We start from the raw sequence: 20,178 nt of genomic DNA, 5'->3' as shown, positions 1-20,178 counted from the left end.
CGGCGGTCAGGCACAGGTCCGCGGCGTCTCCGGCGTCTGGAAGGACCTCACCGACAACGTCAACTTCATGGCCCTGAACCTGACTTCACAGGTGCGGAACATCGCCCAGGTCACCACCGCCGTCGCCAACGGCGACCTCTCCAAGAAGATCACCGTCGACGCCCGCGGCGAGATCCTGGAGCTCAAGGACACCGTCAACACGATGGTGGAGCAGCTGCGCGCCTTCGCCGACGAGGTGACCCGGGTTGCCCGCGAGGTCGGCACCGACGGACGGCTCGGCGGGCGCGCCCAGGTGCTCGGCGTCTCCGGCGTCTGGCGGGACCTGACCGACAACGTCAACTACATGGCCGACAACCTGACTTCACAGGTCCGGAACATCGCGCAGGTCGCGACGGCCGTGGCCCAGGGCGACCTGTCGAAGAAGATCGACGTGGACGCGCGCGGCGAGATCCTCGAACTGAAGACGACGATCAACACGATGGTCGACACCCTCTCCTCCTTCTCCTCCGAGGTCACCCGGGTGGCCCGCGAGGTGGGTTCCGAGGGCCAACTCGGCGGCCAGGCCCGGGTCGAGGGCGTGTACGGCACCTGGAAGCGCCTCACGACGAACGTGAACGAGCTGGCGCTCAACCTGACCACCCAGGTCCGCGCGATCGCCGAGGTGGCGTCCGCGGTGGCCCAGGGCGACATGTCCCGCTCCATCACGGTGGAGACCCAGGGCGAGGTCACCGAGCTCAAGGACAACATCAACCTGATGGTGGCCAACCTCCGCGAGACCACCCGTGCGAAGGACTGGCTGGAGTCGAACCTGGCCCGCCTCGCCGCGCTGATGCAGGGCCACCGCGACCTGATGGAGGTCGCCGACCTGATCCTGCGCGAGCTGACCCCGCTGGTGAACGCGCAGTACGGTGCCTTCTTCCTGGCCGATCCGGAGGAGGACACCCTGCGGACCGCCATCCCCGCCAAGGGACTCGCCTTCATCGCCGGGTACGGCTCGGCGCAGGGCGCGACCGTCGACACGGGCGGCATGCCGGTGCACGGGCTGGTCCGGCAGGCAGCCCGCGAGAAGAAGCGGATCCTGGTCGAAGAGGCCCCGCCGGACTACATCAAGATCAACAGTGGTCTGGGTGAGGCGGCCCCCGCGAGCGTCGTCATCATCCCGATCCTCTTCGAGGACAAACTCCTCGGCGTGATCGAGCTCGCCTCGTTCTCCCGCTTCTCCGACGTCCACCTGGCGTTCTTCGACCAGTTCGTCAACACCATCGGCGTCGCCATCAACACGATCATCGCCAACTCCCGTACGGAGTCCCTGCTCGGCGAGTCGCAGCGCCTGGCCATCCAGCTCCAGGACCGCTCGGACGAACTCCAGTCACAGCAGGCGGAGTTGCAGAGATCCAACGCCGAACTGGAAGAGAAGGCCGCCCTGTTGGCGACCTCGTCGCAGTACAAGTCCGAGTTCCTGGCGAACATGTCCCACGAGCTGCGTACGCCCTTGAACTCGCTTCTCATTCTGGCCCGGCTGCTCTCCGACAACCCGGACGGCCATCTCTCCGACCAGGAGGTGCAGTTCGCGACCACCATCCACCGCTCGGGATCCGATCTACTCCAACTGATCAACGACATCCTGGACCTGTCGAAGATCGAGGCCGGGCGCATGGACGTACGCCCCAAGAAACTGCCGCTGATCAAGCTGCTCGACTACGTCCACGCGACCTTCCGCCCGCTCACCCTCGACCGGGGGCTCGCCTTCGAGGTGGCGGTCGGCGAGGACGTACCGCGCGAGATGTACTCGGACGAGCAGCGGCTCCAGCAGATCCTGCGCAACCTGCTCTCCAACGCGATCAAGTTCACCGCGACCGGCCGGGTCGAGCTGCGCGTCAACCGGCTCAAGGACCCGGAGCACATCTTCACCCGCGAGAACAGCGACGACGTGATCGCCTTCGCGGTCTCCGACACCGGCATCGGCATCGCCGCCGAGAAACTCCCGGTGATCTTCGAGGCGTTCCAGCAGGCCGACGGCACCACCAACCGCAAGTACGGCGGCACGGGCCTCGGCCTTTCCATCAGCCGCGAGATCTCCGGACTGCTCGGCGGCCGCATCATCGCCGAGAGCAAGCCCGGCAAGGGGTCCACCTTCACGCTGTACGTCCCTGTCGTGAGCCCCGGGCACGCGGCGACCGGGCCCGTCCCCGAGGACCGTCCGGTGCTCGTGCCCGAGCAGCTGTCCAGCGAGCCGTACACCGCCCACGACACCGACGACACCTGGCCCACACCCACCAAACTGGAGGCATGGAAGTCGGGCCGGGCGGGGCAGGTCCTGCCCGGACGACGGGTGTTGATCGTGGACGACGACATCCGCAACGTCTTCGCGCTGACTCATGTCCTGGGCCGCGTCGGTATGCCTGTCCTCTACGCGGAGAACGGCCGCGAGGGCATCGAGACCCTGGAGCGCAACCCCGACGTCCAACTCGTCCTGATGGACATCATGATGCCGGAAATGGACGGCTACGAGACCATCTCCGCCATCCGCCGCACCCCCCGCTGGACGGGTCTGCCCATCGTCGCGCTGACCGCGAAGGCGATGCCCGGCGACCGCGAGAAGTCCATCGCACGGGGTGCCAACGACTACGTACCGAAGCCGGTGGACGTCGACCAGCTCCTCACCGTCGTCTGCGCCCTCCTCGATCCGGAGGGCGCGGACGGCCGGGAGCGGGACGCCGCCAGCGGTTCGGTTGTACCGGGAGCGAGCACATCAGGGGAGCCCGCACCCGCCGACGACTGAGTGAGGCACAGTCACCATGAGCGCTGAGGCAACGACCGACGAGCGCGCCAGCATCCTCCTTGTCGACGACATGGAGGACAACCTGGTCGCACTGGAGGCCGTCCTGGGGTCCCTCAACGAGCCGCTGGTGCGCGCGCGTTCGGGCGAGGAGGCGATGAAGGCCCTGCTGCGGCAGCGGTTCGCCGTCGTCCTGCTCGACATCCGGATGCCGGGCATGGACGGCTTCGAGACCGCCGCGAACATCAAACGGCTCGACCAGACCAAGGACGTCCCCATCATCTTCCTGACGGGCACGGACGCCGACGCGGGCTACGCCTTCCGCGGGTACGCGACCGGGGCCGCCGACTATCTGACGAAACCTTTCGACCCATGGGTGCTGCGCGCCAAGGTCACCGTCTTCCTCGATCTGCACCGCAAGAACCAGCAGCTGGAGCGGCTGCTCGCCCGCGAGCAGCAACAGTTCGACGAACTGGCCAACCGGCTCACGAAGATCGAGACACACATGGCGGCCAGCAGCCTGCAGGATGTCTTCGAACTGCGCCATCAGGTACGGCAGATGGGGGAACTGCTGAGAGAGATGCGGCGGGGGCGGGGCCTGTAGGGCTGTTGTCAGGCGCCGCCCCCCGGGGGCTCACGCCTCGCGCGTCCCCGCGTACATCTCATCAATGAGGTGCTTGTACTCGCGCTCCACGACCGGCCGCTTCAGCTTCAGGCTGGGCGTGATCTCGCCGTGTTCGACGTCGAGGTCGCGCGGCAGCAGCCGGAACTTCTTGATGGTCTGCCAGCGCTGGAGGCCCTCGTTGAGTTCCTTGACGTAGCCCTCGACGAGGGCGACCGTGGCCGGGGCGTCGACGACCTCGGCGTACGACTTGCCCGAAAGGCCGTTCTCCTTGGCCCAGTCGAGAATGGACGGCTCGTCGAGGGCGATCAGCGCGGTGCAGAAGTTCCGGTCGGCGCCGTGCACGAGGATGTTGGAGACGTACGGGCAGACGGCCTTGAACTGGCCCTCGACCTCGGCGGGCGCGATGTACTTGCCGCCCGACGTCTTGATGAGGTCCTTCTTGCGGTCGGTGATGCGCAGGTAGCCGTCGGGGGACAGCTCACCGATGTCGCCGGTGTGGAACCAGCCGTCCGCCTCCAGCACCTCGGCGGTCTTCTCGGGCAGCCCGTGGTAGCCCTCCATGATGCCGGGGCCGCGCAGCAGGATCTCGCCGTCGTCCGCGATGCGCACCTCGGTGCCGGGCAGCGGCTTGCCGACAGTGCCGGTGCGGTACGCCTCGCCGGGGTTCACGAAGGAGGCCGCGGAGGACTCCGTGAGCCCGTACCCCTCCAGGATGTGGATGCCGGCGCCCGCGAAGAAGTAGCCGATCTCGGGCGCGAGCGCGGCGGAGCCGGAGACGCAGGCGCGCAGGTTGCCGCCGAAGGCCTCGCGGATCTTGGCGAAGACGAGCGCGTCCGCGACCTTGTGCTTGGCACCGAGGGCGAAGGGGACGGCGGCCGTGCCGGTGCGCCGGAAGCTGTCCTGGCTGGCCTTCGCGTACTCGCGGGAGACCTCGGCCGCCCACTGGAAGATCTTGTACTTGGCGCCGCCACCGGCCCGCGCCTTGGCCGCGACCCCGTTGTAGACCTTCTCGAAGATGCGCGGCACGGCCGCCATGTACGTCGGCTGCACCACCGGCAGATTCTCGATGATCTTGTCCACGCGGCCGTCGACGGCGGTGACGTGCCCGACCTCGATCTGGCCGGAGGTGAGCACCTTGCCGAAGACGTGCGCGAGCGGCAGCCACAGGTACTGCACGTCGTCGGGGCCGAGCAGCCCGGTCGAGGCGATGGCCTTGGCCATGTACGACCAGTTGTCGTGCGGGAGGCGGACGCCCTTGGGGCGGCCCGTGGTGCCGGAGGTGTAGATGAGGGTGGCGAGCTGGTCGGCGGTGATCGCGCCGACCTTCTCCTTGATCAGGTCGGGGTTCTTCTCCAGGTACGCGGCGCCGCGGCTCTCCAGCTCGGCGAGGGTGAGCACCCAGTCGCCGGTCTCGACGCCGGTCGGGTCGATGACGACCACATGGGTCAGCTCAGGCAGCTCGGCGCGCTTCTCCCGGGCCTTGGCGAGCTGGGCCGCGTCCTCCGCGATCAGGACCTTGCTCTCCGAGTCGGAGAGGATGAACGCCGACTCCTCGGCGTTGGTCTGCGGGTACACGGTCGTCGTGGCCGCGCCCGCGCACAGGATGCCCAGGTCGGCCAGGATCCACTCGACCCGTGTGGAGGAGGCGAGCGCGACGCGCTGCTCCGGCTGGACACCCAGCTCGATCAGACCGGCCGCGATGGCGAAGACCCGCTCGGCGGCCTGCGCCCAGCTCAGCGACTTCCACTCGTCCGGGCCCTCGCCCGAGGCCGGTGGTACCGGGTAGCGGTAGGCCTCGGCGTCGGGCGTGGCCGCCACGCGCTCCAGGAAGAGGGCCGCCACGGACGGCGGACGGTTCTCGATCAGGGTTTGTGTGTCGCTCACGACATCCTCCGGGGCCCGCGACAGCGCGGCTGGCTCAATTGTGCGGCTGTTGTTTAACTCGCGAGTAACTATCGAGCAGTGATCAGAGTAGAGCGCGACCGGCCGGTGCGTAAGAGGCGGCGGCCTGTCACTTCCTCCAGAGGACACGCGCGGGGCTCCTGCACGGGACACGGGTAGGACGCAGGCAGGGCCCGCCGCGCCGAAGCGCAACGGGCCCATGAAATCGGGGAAATCGGCGTGCCGCGTGTGGCTACTTCTTGCCCTTGGCCGAGCCACCGCTGTCATCGCTGGACAGCACGGCGATGAAGGCCTCTTGCGGAACCTCCACAGAGCCCACCATCTTCATCCGCTTCTTGCCTTCCTTCTGCTTCTCCAGCAGCTTCCGCTTACGGGAGATGTCACCGCCGTAGCACTTGGCGAGGACGTCCTTGCGGATGGCGCGGATGGTCTCGCGGGCGATGACCCGGGACCCGATGGCCGCCTGGATGGGCACCTCGAACGCCTGCCGCGGGATCAGCTCACGCAGCTTGGCGACGAGCCGCACACCGTACGCGTACGCCTGGTCCTTGTGGGTGATCGCCGAGAAGGCGTCCACCTTGTCGCCGTGCAGCAGGATGTCGACCTTGACCAGGCTGGAGGTCTGCTCGCCGGTGGGCTCGTAGTCGAGCGAGGCGTAACCCCTGGTCTTGGACTTCAGCTGGTCGAAGAAGTCGAAGACGATCTCCGCGAGCGGCAGCGTGTAGCGGATCTCGACCCGGTCCTCGGACAGATAGTCCATGCCGAGCAGCGTGCCGCGCCGGGTCTGGCACAGCTCCATGATCGAGCCGATGAACTCGGAGGGCGCGAGGATGGTCGCCCGCACGACCGGCTCGTAGACCTTGTCGATCTTCCCCTCGGGGAACTCGCTCGGGTTGGTGACGACGTGCTCGCTGCCGTCCTCCATCTCGACGCGGTACACGACGTTCGGCGCCGTGGCGATGAGGTCGAGCCCGAACTCACGCTCGAGCCGCTCCCGGATCACATCGAGGTGCAGCAGCCCCAGGAAGCCGACGCGGAAGCCGAAGCCCAGCGCGGCCGAGGTCTCCGGCTCGTAGACGAGCGCGGCGTCGTTGAGCTGCAGCTTGTCGAGGGCGTCGCGCAGCTCGGGGTAGTCGGACCCGTCCAGCGGGTACAGCCCGGAGAAGACCATGGGCTTGGGGTCCTTGTAACCGCCCAGCGCCTCGGTCGCGCCCTTGTGCAGGGTGGTGATGGTGTCACCGACCTTGGACTGCCGGACGTCCTTCACGCCGGTGATGATGTAGCCCACCTCACCGACGCCCACCCCGTCGGCCGGCGTCATCTCGGGCGACGAGACACCGATCTCCAGCAGCTCATGGGTCGCCCCGGTGGACATCATCCGGATCCGCTCACGCTTGTTGAGCTGCCCGTCGATGACACGCACATACGTCACGACGCCCCGGTAGGAGTCATAGACGGAGTCGAAGATCATCGCGCGCGCGGGGGCGTCCTGGACACCGACCGGGGCGGGGACCTCGGCGACGACCTTGTCGAGCAGCGCCTCGACGCCCAGCCCGGTCTTGGCGGAGACCTTGAGCACGTCGTCGGGGGAGCAGCCGATGAGGTTGGCGAGCTCCTCGGAGAACTTCTCCGGCTGTGCGGCCGGCAGGTCGATCTTGTTCAGTACGGGGATGATCTTGAGGTCGTTCTCCATCGCCAGGTAGAGGTTGGCGAGAGTCTGCGCCTCGATGCCCTGGGCGGCGTCGACGAGGAGAACGGTCCCCTCGCAGGCGGCGAGCGACCTGGACACCTCGTACGTGAAGTCCACGTGCCCGGGGGTGTCGATCATGTTGAGGATGTGGGTCTTGCCCGGGTCCTCGGTCGGCGCCCAGGGCAGACGGACCGCCTGGGACTTGATCGTGATGCCACGCTCGCGCTCGATGTCCATGCGGTCGAGGTACTGAGCACGCATCTGCCGCTGCTCGACCACCCCGGTCAGCTGGAGCATGCGGTCGGCGAGCGTGGACTTGCCGTGGTCGATGTGCGCGATGATGCAGAAATTGCGGATCAGAGCCGGGGCGGTACGGCTCGGCTCGGGCACATTGTTAGGGGTCGCGGGCACGCAGGGTCCTGTCTCTTGAGGCGCCTGTCGCCTCGGGTCGGATCGATACGTAGGCTCCATGGTCCCACGGGTGGGGAGCTGCGACCGGTTTGGGCCGTGTGAGCTGGGGGCCTGGGGTCGGCCGCGGCCGTGTGAGCTGTGGGCCTGGGGCCCGCCGGGGGCGTGCGAGGCGAGGCTCGGAGGCTGGTTTGGGCTGGCCGGAGGGCGGCTGGTAGCCTGGGTGGCTGTGTCTCATGCCCTCTCTGCACGAGGCACACCCCAAGAAATCAAACGGTGCGCGAGGCGTGTCCTCGCGTGCCTGAACCTGAAAAGGCTCATTCGTGGCGAACATCAAGTCCCAGATCAAGCGGATCAAGACCAACGAGAAGGCTCGGCTGCGCAACAAGGCCGTCAAGTCCTCCCTGAAGACCGCGATCCGCAAGGCCCGCGAGGCCGCTGCCGCGGGTGACGTCGAGAAGGCCACCGAGTACACGCGCGAGGCTTCGCGCAAGCTCGACAAGGCCGTCTCGAAGGGCGTCATCCACAAGAACCAGGCCGCCAACAAGAAGTCGGCGCTTGCTTCGAAGGTCGCTGCCCTCAAGGGCTGAGTCCCACCCGACTTGACCGCCGGAAGGGACCAAGCGGGCCCTCTCATCCGCTCCTGACCGGCACCCCGGACCCGTGCGCGGCCTGCGTTCGCCACGCGGGCATGGGTCCAGCATCTTGAACCCGAGGCCCTGCTCCCCTCCTTCCCCAGGAGGATGAGCGGGGCCTTTGGCGTGCCTGGGGGTGCCTGAGGTGCCTGGGGTGCCTTGGGGTGCCTGGGGTGCCTGGGGTGCCTTGGGGTGCCTGGGGTGCCTTGGGGTGCCTGGGGTGCCTTGGGGTGCCTGGGGTGCCTTGGGGTGCCTGGGGTGCCTTGGGGTGCCCGAAAAACGCCGGACGGGCTGGGTGTCGGCCCCTCCGGCGTTGAGGAGCAGGGTCTGGGTCTGGGTCTGGGTCTGGGGCTGGGGCGGAGCCCAAGAAGGATGGGACGGGTAGGGGCAGCGGGGGCGAAAACCCGCCCCGCCCCGCCCGGCGCCGGCGCGCCGGGCAACCTACCCCCGTCGGGACCGAGCCGCCCGAGCAATCGCCACAACCGCCTTCTCCAGGGCGTACTCGGGATCATCCCCACCGCCCTTGACGCCCGCATCGGCTTCAGCCACCGCCCGCAGGGCGACCGCAACCCCGTCCGGGGTCCACCCCCGCATCTGCTGCCGAACCCGGTCGATCTTCCACGGCGGCATCCCGAGCTCACGGGCAAGGTCAGCCGGCCGCCCGCCCCGCGCGGAGGACAGCTTCCCGATCGCCCGCACCCCCTGCGCCAGCGCACTGGTGATCAGCACCGGCGCGACCCCGGTCGACAGAGACCACCGCAACGCCTCCAACGCCTCCGCGGCCCGCCCTTCCACGGCCCGATCGGCCACGGTGAAACTCGACGCCTCGGCCCGCCCGGTGTAGTACCGCCCGACGACGGCCTCGTCGATCGTCCCCTCGACGTCGGCCGTCAGCTGGGACACCGCGGAGGCCAGCTCCCGCAGATCACTCCCGATCGAGTCGACGAGCGCCTGACACGCCTCGGGCGTGGCCGACCGCCCCAGCGCCCGGAACTCACTCCGCACGAACGCCAGCCGATCCGCCGGCTTCGTCATCTTGGGACACGCCACCTCCCGCGCCCCCACCTTGCGCGCGGCGTCCAGCAGTCCCTTGCCCTTGGCCCCACCCGCGTGCAGCAGCACAAGGGTGATCTCCTCGGCCGGCGCCCCCAGGTACGCCTTCACGTCCTTGACGGTGTCGGCCGACAGATCCTGCGCATTACGTACGACCACGACCTTGCGCTCGGAGAAGAGCGACGGACTCGTCAGCTCGGCAAGCGTGCCGGGCTGCAACTGGTCCGGGGTGAGGTCCCGTACATCCGTGTCGGCGTCGGCGGCCCTGGCGGCGGCCACCACCTCCTGCACGGCACGGTCGAGCAGGAGATCCTCCTGGCCCACGGCAAGCGTCACGGGGGCGAGAGGGTCGTCATTAGCAGTCTTCCTGGCCATCGCGACAAGCATCCCACGCGCCACTGACAACGCGGCCTGAACTGCCCCGACTGCCCGGTCCGGCCGGACCACCCGGGACCGGCCGGGACCGCCCGGGGACGCCCCGAAGCAGGGCCTACGGTTCCTCGCGCCAGCCGTCCCACTCCCCCGCGAACTCGTCCAGCTCCTTGGCGTCCAGCCGCTCCTGGGGGTCGGCCAGCACCACCAGCCACTGCGCGTCCTCTGCATCGTCCTCACCGGCCAGCGCGTCTCGTACGAGCTGCGGCTCCTCGTCGAGCCTGAACCGGTCACCGAGCGCCTCCGCAGCCTCTTCCGCGGCATCGCGGTCGGGCAGCACCAGCACATGTCTCACATCGCTCACATGGACATTTTCCGATACGCCCGACACGGCCGACGCGGGGGTCGGCCATGACGGGGTGCCCACGCCCAAAACCAGGTCAGCCCTGCGACGCGACATGCCAAAAACCAGGTCAGCCCTGCGACGCGGCACGCCCAAAGACCAGATCAGCCCTGCGAGGCGGCACGCCCAAGAACCAGATCAGCCCTGCGACGCGATGGGGCGTTCCCCCGCCGCCCGCACCTCCGGCACCCGGTCCAACTCGATCCCGAAGCGCTCCCGGTACAGGGCCAGCACCTCCTCGTCCTTGGCCACTTCCGACACCTCCTTCGTCCCGTCAGCCGTCGTCACCGTGAACTTCCGGCCGCTGAGCGTGATCCTGCCGCCGTCCTCCGTGACCCGCGAACAGACCAGCGACCGTGCGAAGTGCGACACCGGCGAGGTGCTGTGCCACCAGGCCCCGGTGACGAAGTCCTCGAGCACCCGCGGCCGCACCTCCACGCGGTACTGCGCCTTGCCGTCCCGCACGACGTCGAGGTCCTCGCCCTCCCGCGCCCCACCGACACCCCGTACCCCCGCCGCGTCCGGCCCTGACTCGGCGACCCGGAACGTGCCACCCGGATCCTCCTGCTCCCCCCTCTCCCCGAAGGCCAACGGATAGTGGCTGTGCGCCCCGAACCCGACATCGGTCAGCCAGTCACCCCCGTCCGCCGTCCGCACCCGCAGCGCGAGATGGTCGTACGGAATCCCGAGCCGCCCCTCGTCGCCGTACACCCGCGCCGCGAACAGCGTCACGTCGAAGCCCAGAGCCCCCAGCAACGCCCCGAACGCGCCGTTCAGTTCGTAGCAGAAGCCGCCCCTGCGAGCGCCCACCAGCTTGTCCAGCAGCCTCCCCTCCTCCAGCACGATCTCCTCACCGAGGTGGATCGACAGGTTCTCGAACGGCACCGTCTCCAGATGGCGGAGTTGGAGCTCGCGCAGCACATCGGACGTGGGCCACGCGGGGTGCTGCGCCCCGATCCGACGGAGGTAGGCGTCAGCCTGTGCGGAATTCATGGGTTCAGTCTCTCGTCACACTCAGCCCTCCGCCCGCACCGGCGACGGCCAGCGCCCCGTCCTCGTCCGTACGCAGCACCACGGCACCCCCGGCCCGCAGCGCCGCGACCGTACTGGGCGCGGGATGCCCGTACGGGTTGTCCTTGCCGCACGAGATCAGCGCGAGCCGCGGGGCCACCCTGCGTATGAGGTCCGGGTCCTGGTAGGCCGAGCCGTGATGGGCGACCTTGAGGACGTCCACGGCCCCCAGCTCCGCAGCCGCGGGCGATCTCAACAGCGCCTGCTGAGCCGGTGGTTCGAGGTCGCCGAGCAACAGCAGCCGCAGACCCGCCGACCGTACGAGCAGGGCGACACTGGCGTCGTTCGGGCCGTCCGGTGCGGGGGCCGGGCCCGGCGGCGGCCACAGCACCCGCCAGTCGAGGCTTCCTGTCCGGCGCCGCTCCCCCGCTACGGCCCGCGTCACCGGGATGTGCCGTGCCGCCGCCTCCCTTCGTACGAACTCCGCCTGGTCCGGTGGCTCTTCGAAACCCGTCGTCTCGATCCCGCCCACCGAACGCCCCCGCAGCACCCCCGACAGCCCCGCCACATGGTCGGCATGGAAGTGCGTGAGCACGACGAGCGGAATCCGGGTGACACCGAGCGCACTCAGACAGCGGTCGACCAGCACCGGGTCGGGCCCGGCGTCCACCACGACCGCGGTGCCGTCACCGGCGGCGAGCACCGTCGCGTCGCCCTGGCCCACATCGCACATCGCGAACCGCCAGCCCGGCGGCGGCCACCCCGTGATCACCCTGGTGAGGGGCGGCGGCTGTGTCACGACCAGCAGGAACAGCACCACGCAGGCGCCGCACAGCCACGGGTGTCTCAGGAGCCGTCGGCCGACGACCGCGACGACGGCAGTGACGAGAGCAAGCAGCAGTGCGCCCGTCCAGCTGCCCGGCCAGTCCACTCCCCCACCGGGCAGAGCCGCCCCGGTACGAGCGATGTCCGCGATCCACCGAGCGGGCCAACTGGCGCACCACGCCAGAGCCTTGGCGACGGGCAGCGCCACCGAGGCCGTCGCCAGGATCGCGAAACCCAGCACCGTGGCCGGCGCGACCGCGAACTCCGCGAGCAGATTGCACGGCACCGCCACCAGGCTCACCCGGGCCGACAGGACGGCGACCACCGGCGCACACAGGGCCTGTGCGGCGGCAGCGGCGGCGAGCGCCTCGGCCAGGCGGGGCGGCACGCGGCGCCTTTGGAGCGCCGCACTCCATCGTGGGGCAAGGGTGAGCAGGGCGCCGGTCGCCAGGACCGAGAGCCCGAAGCCGTAACTGCGGGCCAGCCAGGGGTCGTACAGCACCAGCAGCAGGACGGCCGTGGCCAGCGCGGGAATCAGGGATCGGCGGCGCCCGGTCGCGATGGCGAGCAGTGCGATGGATCCGCAGGCCGCGGCCCGCAGCACGCTGGGGTCCGGTCGGCACACGATCACGAAACCGAGCGTGATGGCGCCGCCGAGCAGTGCGGTCGCCCGGAGAGGGACGCCGAGACGCGGTGCAAGACCGCGTCGCTCGGCACGCTGGGCGAGGCCCGGCGGCCCGATGAACAGCGCGAGCAAGATCGTGAAGTTGCCCCCGCTGACAGCCAGCAGGTGCGTGAGATCCGTCGCCTTGAACGCGTCGTCGAGCTCCGGTGTGACCCGGGAGGTATCCCCCACGACCAGCCCCGGAAGCAACGCCCGTGCGTCCGCGTCCAGCCCGTCCGTCGCCTCCCGCAGTCCCTCGCGCAGCCGGCCGGCGAACCGCTGGGGCCCGGACGGCTCCCGCACCACCTCCGGCGGCGCGCTCCCCCGCACCCGCGCCACGGCCGCGATGCCGTCCCCGCCCGACAGGGCGGGCACAAGCCGCGCGGCCACACGCACTCGCGTGGACGGCAGAAGCGACAGCCAGGGCGAACGCTCACTGGGCCGCCGGGGTGAGCCCCTTGGCGAACTCGCGTCGACGATCATCAACACCGGCGTACGCGTCGCCACGACCGTCCCGTCCGGCCGCGTCACCCGCCGGACCTCCGCATCCAGCAGCACGGCCGTCGGAGCCGCGTGATCCCCCTTGATCCGCGGCCGGGTGAGCCGTGGGTCGGAGGTGACCTCCACCTCGGCGGTGACGTGTGCGTACTGCTGCGCCAGGGACGGAATGGGCCCCCGGCGCAGGTCCGCCCCGTGCAACCCCGCGGAGGCCGCAGCCGCGCCAACACAGAGCAGCACAGCGGCGAACGAAGCCCACGGCCACGAACGCGACCCTCCACTCCCACGTCCCTCGGCGCACCATCCTTCTGCGGGCCCCTCCGAAGACCTGCGTTCCCCACGCCGCTGCGCAGACCGTCCTCCCCCACACTCCTTCGCGGTGCGCGTCTCTCTCCGCGCCGCCACCAGCAGCGCACCACCCATGACCAGACAGACCAGCACCAGACCCGTGACCCACCCGGGCGGGGCGCCCAACGTCACCGCCGCCGTCACCCACGCCGCCAGAGCGGGCGGCACGAGCCGGAGATCCGTCGGTCCTTCCTCCCGGGGATGCGAGGCCCCCAGTCGCTTGCCGGAGGCGGCATGCACGGCCCGTCGGCTCGCGGGGCCGGTGCCAGTGCCGATGCCGGTGCCGGTGCCGATGTCAACGTCGGTGCCGATGTCAACGTCGGTGCCGGGCGCGCTGGGGCAGTTGGGGGCGATACCCGTCGGCCCGCTCATGGCCGTACCGAATTCCGCAGATCGGCGAACCTGCGGTCGCCGATTCCGTTGACCTCACGGAGCTCGTCGACCGAGCGGAAGCCGCCGTGCTGGGCGCGGTAGTCGATGATGTGCTGGGCCAGGACAGGACCGACGCCCGGGAGGCTGTCGAGCTGGTCCGCGGTGGCCGTGTTGAGGGACACCGGAGCGGAGGGCGCCGCCCCGGAATCGGATCCGGCGCCGCCAACGGCGCCCGTGCCGGATCCCAGCGCGAGTGCGGGAGCGCCGACCACGATCTGTTCGCCGTCCACGAGGAGGCGGGCGCGGTTGAGAGTCTCGGTGTTGGTGCCCGCGCGCACCCCGCCCGCGGCTCGCAGCGCGTCCTCGACGCGGGAACCGGTCGGCAGCCGGTGGAGTCCAGGGCTGCGCACCTTGCCGCTGACGTCCACCACGATTACGGTCCCGGCCGGACCGACGGGGCTCGGTGCGGCGGCCGAGGCGTCCGGCCCGGCCGCCGACTGCTCCCCCTGTCCGGCCCGTTCGCCGTAAGGAGCCGCCGCCCGCACCACCTCGGGGGCCCGGACCGGCTGGGTCCGGCCGGCCCAGAAGTGCTGCACGGCGAAGACCGCGGCGACGACAAGGAGCACGGTGAGTGCGGCCACGCTCTTGCGCTCCAGACCACACCGTGACTGCAGCCACAACGGCATCCGCTCCCGCACGGCAAGCCCGACCCGGTCCCGCCACGCGCCCGTCGCCGCCGCTGGATTCGAAGCGACGTCGGCGTGCGCATCGGAGTCAACAGCCGCGCCCGTCTCCGCTGCATCACCGTCCGCGGCCTCGCTCACCCGGGAGCCGTCATGGCCCACCGCCCCGCGTACCTGAGGGCCGTCCCGGCCCACCACTCCACGTTCCCGGGACCCGGCGCGGTCCGAAGCCCCACGTTCCCGGGACCCAGCATGGTCCGAGGCCTCACGTTCCCGAGACCCGCCACGGTCCAAGGCCCCACGGACGCGGGACCCACCATGGTCCGAGGCCCCACGTTCCCGAAACCCGCCACGATCCAAGGCCCCACGAACGCGGCCCTCCAGCCGCCACACATCGGCAACACCCATCCCCACCGCGGTGCGCGCCCTCGGCCCGTCCCCCACATCCCGGTCCACCCCCGGCGGCCAGTTCCCCAACTCCCGCCGCTCTCCTGCCCTTTCGGCGAATAACGCCTCCGCGCGCAGACGGAGCGCCTCCGCCGAGGCCTCACGGCGTCGGGCCCGGCTTCGGAGATGGGCATGGGGACGGCGATGGCGGCTGCGGCCGTCGGAGACGGGGCCGCGACCCGGGCCGCTGGTCGGTGTGGCTGTGCGAGAGCGTGATCGAAGTGCCATGCGACGAGGATCCGGCAATCCGCATCTTCGCGATGATCTTGCTCAATTTCCGGGGACTACTGCCCAGTTGTGGATAACTCCATCACCCACACGAGCCATGCAAGCCCGAGCAATCCCCGCGGCCTCACCGAGGTGAGACAACCACTCCCAGCAGCCCAGGCCCGGTATGCGCACCAATCACGGCACCGACCTCACTGACATGCAGATCCGCGAGCCCGGGCACCCGCGTCCGCAACCGGTCCGCGAGGGCGGAGGCCCGCTCGGGGGCGGCGAGGTGGTGGACGGCGATGTCGACCTGGGCGCTGCCCGCGCGCTCGGCCACGATCTCCTCCAGGCGGGCGATCGCCTTGGACGCCGTCCTTACCTTCTCCAGGAGTTCGATGCGGCCGCCGTCCAACTCCAGCAGCGGCTTCACCGCGAGCGCGGAGCCCAGCAGCGCCTGCGCGGCCCCGATCCGGCCGCCCCGGCGCAGATAGTCGAGGGTGTCGACGTAGAAGTACGCGGAGGTGCCCGCGGCCCGCTTCTCCGCGGCCGTGACCGCCTCGTCGACCGTGCCCCCCGCCTCCGCGGACTCGGCCGCGGCCAGCGCGCAGAACCCGAGGGCCATCGCGACCATCCCGGTGTCCACCACGCGTACGGGCACGGGAGCCTCCCGCGCCGCGAGGACCGCGGCGTCGTATGTGCCGGACAGCTCGGCGGACAGGTGGAGGGAGACAATGCCGGTGGCGCCGGACTCGGCGACCCTGCGGTAGGTCGCGGCGAAGACCTCGGGGCTGGGCCGGGATGTGGTGACGGGGCGCCGCTTCTGCAGGGCCTGGGCCAGGGCGCGGGCCGAGATCTCGGTGCCCTCTTCGAGCGCCTGGTCGCCGAGGACCACGGTCAGGGGCACCGCGTTGATGCCGTGGCGCTCCATCATCCGCGGCGGCAGGTAGGCCGTTGAATCGGTGACGATCGCGACATGGCGGGACATGAGCTGGAGGTTACCTGCCGGGGCGCATGGACGGCAGCCCGGCCCCTCTCACCTGCGGTCGCACCGGCCCGATCAAGTCGTGCTCTCGGGACGGGGCTTCTTCTGCCAGGGGTAGGCGGGCCGTCGTCCCGGCGGGGTGATGGCGGAGCGCGTCGGCTCCTTTGCCGTGCGGGAATCCGGGCTCTCCGGCCAGGTCTGCCCGTCGGAAGCGGCCGCGTCCGGCGACGGTGCCTCGGGCCAGGAAGCCGCGGGCTTCGGCTCCGTCGTCCAGTGCCGCAGCGCACCGGCCTCGACGTCAATCTGCGCGCTCAGCGAGTCCAAGTCGTCGTCCGCGAACCGGCGGGCCCGGTCGCGTGCGGCCCAGCGCAGCGAGTCCGCCGACTGTGTGATCCGCTCGGTGCGCTCACGCAGTCCGGGCAGCCGCGAGGCCAGCGCGCCCCGGTCGGGCTCGGCCTCCAGTCGCTTGAGCTCGTCGTCCAGTTCGTGTCCGTGCACGCTGAGCCGCTCGAAGAGGCCCAGGGACTCCTTCAGGGACTCGTCCTCCGCCACGCCCGCGTGCAGCGCGTCCTGCGTGGCCCGCATCGACGTGCGCAGCTTCAGACGCAGCTGGGCCAGCTCGCCCAGCGGGCCCGGCTGGGCGAGGGTCTTGGCGCGCAGCGTGGTGTCCTCGACCGTGCGGCGCGCCTGCGAGATCGTGCGGTCCACGCCGCGCTTGGCGGCACCGACCACCTTCACCGTGGCGTACGCGCCCAGCACCACGAACAGCAGGAAGAGCAGGGCGATCACTGTGATCACGGCTTCCACCACACTCCTCCTCCGACCGGTCGCGGCGGCAGCCACGGCGCTCTTCAACGGTAAACGCTACGGGCAGGTCCGGAGTTCCAGAAGAACCCCGAACCTGCCCGTAGGGGACTACCCCGAGGCGGTTCACCGCACCGGCGCCGACCCGGCGGAGACCGCTACGCCGTAACGATGTTCACCAGCTTCGGCGCCCGCACGATCACCTTGCGGATCCCCGCACCGCCCAGTGCGGCGACGACCTTCTCGTCGCCCAGCGCCACCTTCTCCAGCTCCTCGTCGGAGATCGACGGGGAGACCTCCAGGCGCGCCTTGACCTTGCCCTTGATCTGCACGACGCAGGTCACGGCCTCGTCGACGACGTACGCCGGGTCGGCGACCGGGAAGTCCTGATGGACGACCGAGTCGGTGTGGCCCAGCTTGCGCCACAGCTCCTCGGCGATGTGCGGGGCCAGCGGCGCGACCAGCAGCACCAGGGCCTCGGCGACCGAGCGCGACACCGGGCCGCCCACCTTGGTCAGGTGGTTGTTCAGCTCGGTGACCTTGGCGATGGCGGTGTTGAACCGCATGCCCTCCAGGTCCTGGCGCACACCGTCGATGGCCTTGTGCAGGGCACGCAGCGTGTCCTCGTCGGGCTCGGCGTCGACGACCGTGACCTCGCCGGTGGCCTCGTCGACGACGTTGCGCCACAGCCGCTGCAGCAGGCGGTACTGGCCCACCACCGCGCGCGTGTCCCACGGCCGCGACACGTCCAAGGGACCCATCGCCATCTCGTACAGGCGCAGGGTGTCCGCCCCGTACTCGGCGCAGATCTCGTCCGGAGTGACCGCGTTCTTCAGGGACTTGCCCATCTTGCCCAGCAGTCGGGAGACCTTCTCGCCCTGGTAGTAGTACGCGCCGTCGCGCTCCTCCACCTCGGCGGCGGGCACCGCGATGCCACGGCTGTCGCGGTACACGAAGGCTTGGATCATGCCCTGGTTGAACAGCTTGTGGAACGGCTCGGGTGAGGAGATGTGCCCCAGGTCGAACAGCACCTTGGACCAGAAGCGCGCGTACAGCAGGTGCAGCACGGCGTGCTCGGCGCCGCCGACATACAGGTCGACGCCACCGTGCGGCATGCCCTCGCGCGGGCCCATCCAGTACTGCTCGATCGCCGGGTCGACCAGCTTCTGGTCGTTGTGCGGGTCCAGGTAGCGCAGCTCGTACCAGCAGGAACCGGCCCAGTTGGGCATGGTGTTGGTCTCGCGGCGGTACTTCCGCGCACCACGGCCGTCACCCAGGTCCAGGGTGACGTTGACCCAGTCCTCGTTGCGGGACAGCGGCGTCTCCGGGGACGTGTTCGCGTCGTCCGGGTCGAAGGTGCGCGGCGAGTAGTCCTCGACCTCCGGCAGCTCCAGGGGCAGCATCGACTCGGGCAGCGGGTGGGCGATGCCGTCCTCGTCGTAGACGATCGGGAAGGGCTCGCCCCAGTAGCGCTGGCGGCTGAACAGCCAGTCACGCAGCCGGAAGTTGACGGTGCCCTCGCCGATGCCCTTGCGCTCCAGCCACTCGGTGATGCGCGCCTTGGCGTCGACGACGCCCATGCCGTCCAGCGAGATGTCGTCATTGACGGAGTTGATGATCTTCGCGTCGTACGACCCGAAGGCGTTCTCCCACGTCGACGTGTCGGTGCCGCGGCCGTCGGTCGGCTCGACGATGCAGCGGATCGGCAGCTCGAAGGCGCGCGCGAACTCGAAGTCTCGCTGGTCGCCCGCCGGGACGGCCATGATCGCGCCGGTGCCATAGCCCATCAGCACGTAGTCGGCGATGAAGACCGGGACCTGCTCGCCGTTGACCGGGTTGGTCGCGTACGCGCCGGTGAAGACGCCGGTCTTGTCCTTGGCCTCGGCCTGCCGCTCGACGTCGGACTTCGAGGCGGCCTGCGCACGGTACGCGGCGACGGCCTCGGCGGGCGTGGCGTGACCGCCGGTCCACACCTCGTGGGCGCCCTCGGGCCAGGCGCTCGGGGTGAACTTCTCGACCAGCGGGTGCTCGGGCGCCAGCACCATGTAGGTGGCACCGAACAGGGTGTCCGGGCGCGTGGTGAAGACCGTGATGGCTTCGCCGTCGATCGGGAAGTCGACGCGGGCGCCCTCGGAGCGGCCGATCCAGTTGCGCTGCTGCAGCTTGATGGCCTCGGGCCAGTCCAGCGCGTCCAGGTCGTCCAGCAGCCGGTCGGCGTACGCCGTGATCCTCATGTTCCACTGGCGCAGCTTGGCCTTGAAGACGGGGAAGTTGCCGCGCTCGGAACGACCGTCGGCGGTGACCTCCTCGTTGGCCAGCACGGTGCCCAGTCCGGGACACCAGTTGACGGGCGCGTCGGAGGCGTACGCCAGGCGGTACTCGCTCAGGACGTCGGCGCGCTCGGCGGCGCTCAGCTCGTTCCACGCGCGCGTGGTGCCGTCAATGGCGGGAACAGCACGCTCACCGCTCTCGAACTGGGCGACCAGCTCGGAGATCGGACGGGCCTTCTTCGCCTCGTCGTCGTACCAGGAGTTGAAGATCTGCAGGAAGATCCACTGGGTCCACTTGTAGTAGTCCGGGTCGATCGTGGCGAACGACCGGCGCTTGTCGTGGCCCAGGCCCAGCGCGCGCAGCTGGACCTTCATGTTCTCGATGTTGGCCTCGGTGGACACGCGCGGGTGCGTGCCCGTCTGCACGGCGTACTGCTCGGCGGGCAGGCCGAAGGCGTCGAAGCCCAGGGTGTGCAGGACGTTGTGGCCGGTCATCCGCTGGAACCGGGCATATACATCGGTGGCGATGTAGCCCAGGGGGTGGCCGACGTGCAGGCCCGCACCGGAGGGGTACGGGAACATGTCCATGATGAACTTCTTGGGCTTGGCGACCAGCTCGGGGTCGCCGGCCAGGTCACCGGTCGGGTTCGGCGCCTCGTACGTGCCCTCGGCGTCCCAGAAGTCCTGCCAGCGTGCCTCGATGTCAGCGGCCAGGGCGGCCGTGTAGCGGTGCGGCGCGGCCACCTCGGCGGTGGCAGCGGTATTCGTCTCGCTCATGATCCTCAAAGCTCCATCGATCGTCTCTGCCAGCGGCTGCGACATTCAAGAAACGAAAAATCCCCTCGCACAGGAGGGGACGCCGCGCCGATTCCGACCACGGTTCTTCAGTGGTCGGGACTGATCAGCGCGGCTCGCTAAGCAGAAGGCGTACGGCACGCATGGCGTCAGGGTACCGCAGCCCCCGCACGCGCCGCGACGAGCTTCCGGCGACCGTTCGGCACCCCGTGCCACCGCCACGATCACCGCGAAAAGCTGAACAAGATTCAAATATTACTTCGCGTAACGGCCCCTAAGGGACAACACAAAGACCTGATTGCCCTTTGGTAACAACGCAATAACTCAAACCTCGTACCCATCGGTATGGCTCGACCTAGAGTGCGACCTCGGGACCGCTTCCCCGAACTGTTTGGGAGT

At 69.8% G+C, this 20,178-nt stretch carries 13 protein-coding genes; 3 read left to right on the top strand and 10 right to left on the bottom strand.

The window, feature by feature from the left end; genetic code table 11:
- Both ACZ4WS_RS12150 and ACZ4WS_RS12145 read left to right on the top strand, forming a co-directional pair.
- The coding region (locus ACZ4WS_RS12150; RefSeq protein WP_467979591.1) for an ATP-binding protein at window positions 1-2,782 on the top strand (2,782 nt) is incomplete at its 5' end.
- 16 nt (window positions 2,783-2,798) lie between these two features.
- Complete coding sequence (locus ACZ4WS_RS12145; RefSeq protein ID WP_467979590.1) at window positions 2,799-3,383, top strand: response regulator; 585 nt, start codon at window positions 2,799-2,801, stop codon at window positions 3,381-3,383.
- Window positions 3,384-3,413: 30 nt separating this feature from the next.
- On the opposite strand, the gene ACZ4WS_RS12140 is transcribed toward ACZ4WS_RS12145, so the two are convergent.
- A complete protein-coding gene (locus ACZ4WS_RS12140) occupies window positions 3,414-5,288 on the bottom strand; it encodes an AMP-dependent synthetase/ligase (protein WP_467979588.1) in 1,875 nt (624 codons plus the stop codon).
- A 250-nt stretch (window positions 5,289-5,538) separates the two neighbouring features.
- A complete protein-coding gene (gene lepA / locus ACZ4WS_RS12135) occupies window positions 5,539-7,407 on the bottom strand; it encodes a translation elongation factor 4 (RefSeq protein ID WP_467979587.1) in 1,869 nt (622 codons plus the stop codon).
- Between the two features lie 320 nt (window positions 7,408-7,727).
- On the opposite strand from lepA, the gene rpsT reads away from it, so the two are divergent.
- Window positions 7,728-7,994: a 30S ribosomal protein S20 gene (gene rpsT, locus ACZ4WS_RS12130; protein ID WP_467979586.1), complete on the top strand. Its 267-nt coding sequence runs from the start codon at window positions 7,728-7,730 to the stop codon at window positions 7,992-7,994.
- Window positions 7,995-8,480: 486 nt separating this feature from the next.
- Here rpsT and holA read toward each other — a convergent pair whose 3' ends face one another.
- The 8 genes from holA to leuS all read right to left on the bottom strand — a co-directional run bounded on the left by holA (window position 8,481) and on the right by leuS (window position 19,761).
- Window positions 8,481-9,467, bottom strand: coding sequence for a DNA polymerase III subunit delta (gene holA / locus ACZ4WS_RS12125; protein WP_467979584.1), 987 nt, complete (start codon window positions 9,465-9,467; stop codon window positions 8,481-8,483).
- A 115-nt stretch (window positions 9,468-9,582) separates the two neighbouring features.
- Window positions 9,583-9,828: a hypothetical protein gene (locus ACZ4WS_RS12120; RefSeq protein ID WP_467979582.1), complete on the bottom strand. Its 246-nt coding sequence runs from the start codon at window positions 9,826-9,828 to the stop codon at window positions 9,583-9,585.
- 177 nt (window positions 9,829-10,005) lie between these two features.
- On the bottom strand, window positions 10,006-10,860 hold the full coding sequence (locus tag ACZ4WS_RS12115) for an arylamine N-acetyltransferase family protein (RefSeq protein ID WP_467979580.1): 855 nt from the start codon (window positions 10,858-10,860) through the stop codon (window positions 10,006-10,008).
- Window positions 10,861-10,864: 4 nt separating this feature from the next.
- Window positions 10,865-13,453, bottom strand: coding sequence for a ComEC/Rec2 family competence protein (locus ACZ4WS_RS12110; protein WP_467979980.1), 2,589 nt, complete (start codon window positions 13,451-13,453; stop codon window positions 10,865-10,867).
- A gap of 128 nt (window positions 13,454-13,581) precedes the next feature.
- Window positions 13,582-14,463, bottom strand: a complete 882-nt coding sequence (locus ACZ4WS_RS12105) for a ComEA family DNA-binding protein (RefSeq protein ID WP_467979578.1) — start codon at window positions 14,461-14,463, stop codon at window positions 13,582-13,584.
- A 604-nt stretch (window positions 14,464-15,067) separates the two neighbouring features.
- On the bottom strand, window positions 15,068-15,913 hold the full coding sequence (locus ACZ4WS_RS12100; RefSeq protein WP_467979576.1) for a DegV family protein: 846 nt from the start codon (window positions 15,911-15,913) through the stop codon (window positions 15,068-15,070).
- A gap of 72 nt (window positions 15,914-15,985) precedes the next feature.
- A complete protein-coding gene (locus ACZ4WS_RS12095) occupies window positions 15,986-16,717 on the bottom strand; it encodes a hypothetical protein (RefSeq protein ID WP_467979574.1) in 732 nt (243 codons plus the stop codon).
- 155 nt (window positions 16,718-16,872) lie between these two features.
- Window positions 16,873-19,761, bottom strand: coding sequence for a leucine--tRNA ligase (gene leuS / locus ACZ4WS_RS12090; protein ID WP_467979573.1), 2,889 nt, complete (start codon window positions 19,759-19,761; stop codon window positions 16,873-16,875).
- Between the last annotated feature and the right edge of the window lie 417 nt (window positions 19,762-20,178).

Source organism: Streptomyces sp. NPDC029292, assembly GCF_055569295.1.
The sequence above is the reverse complement of the archived record's forward strand: the minus strand, read 5'-3'. Positions and strand labels throughout refer to the sequence as shown.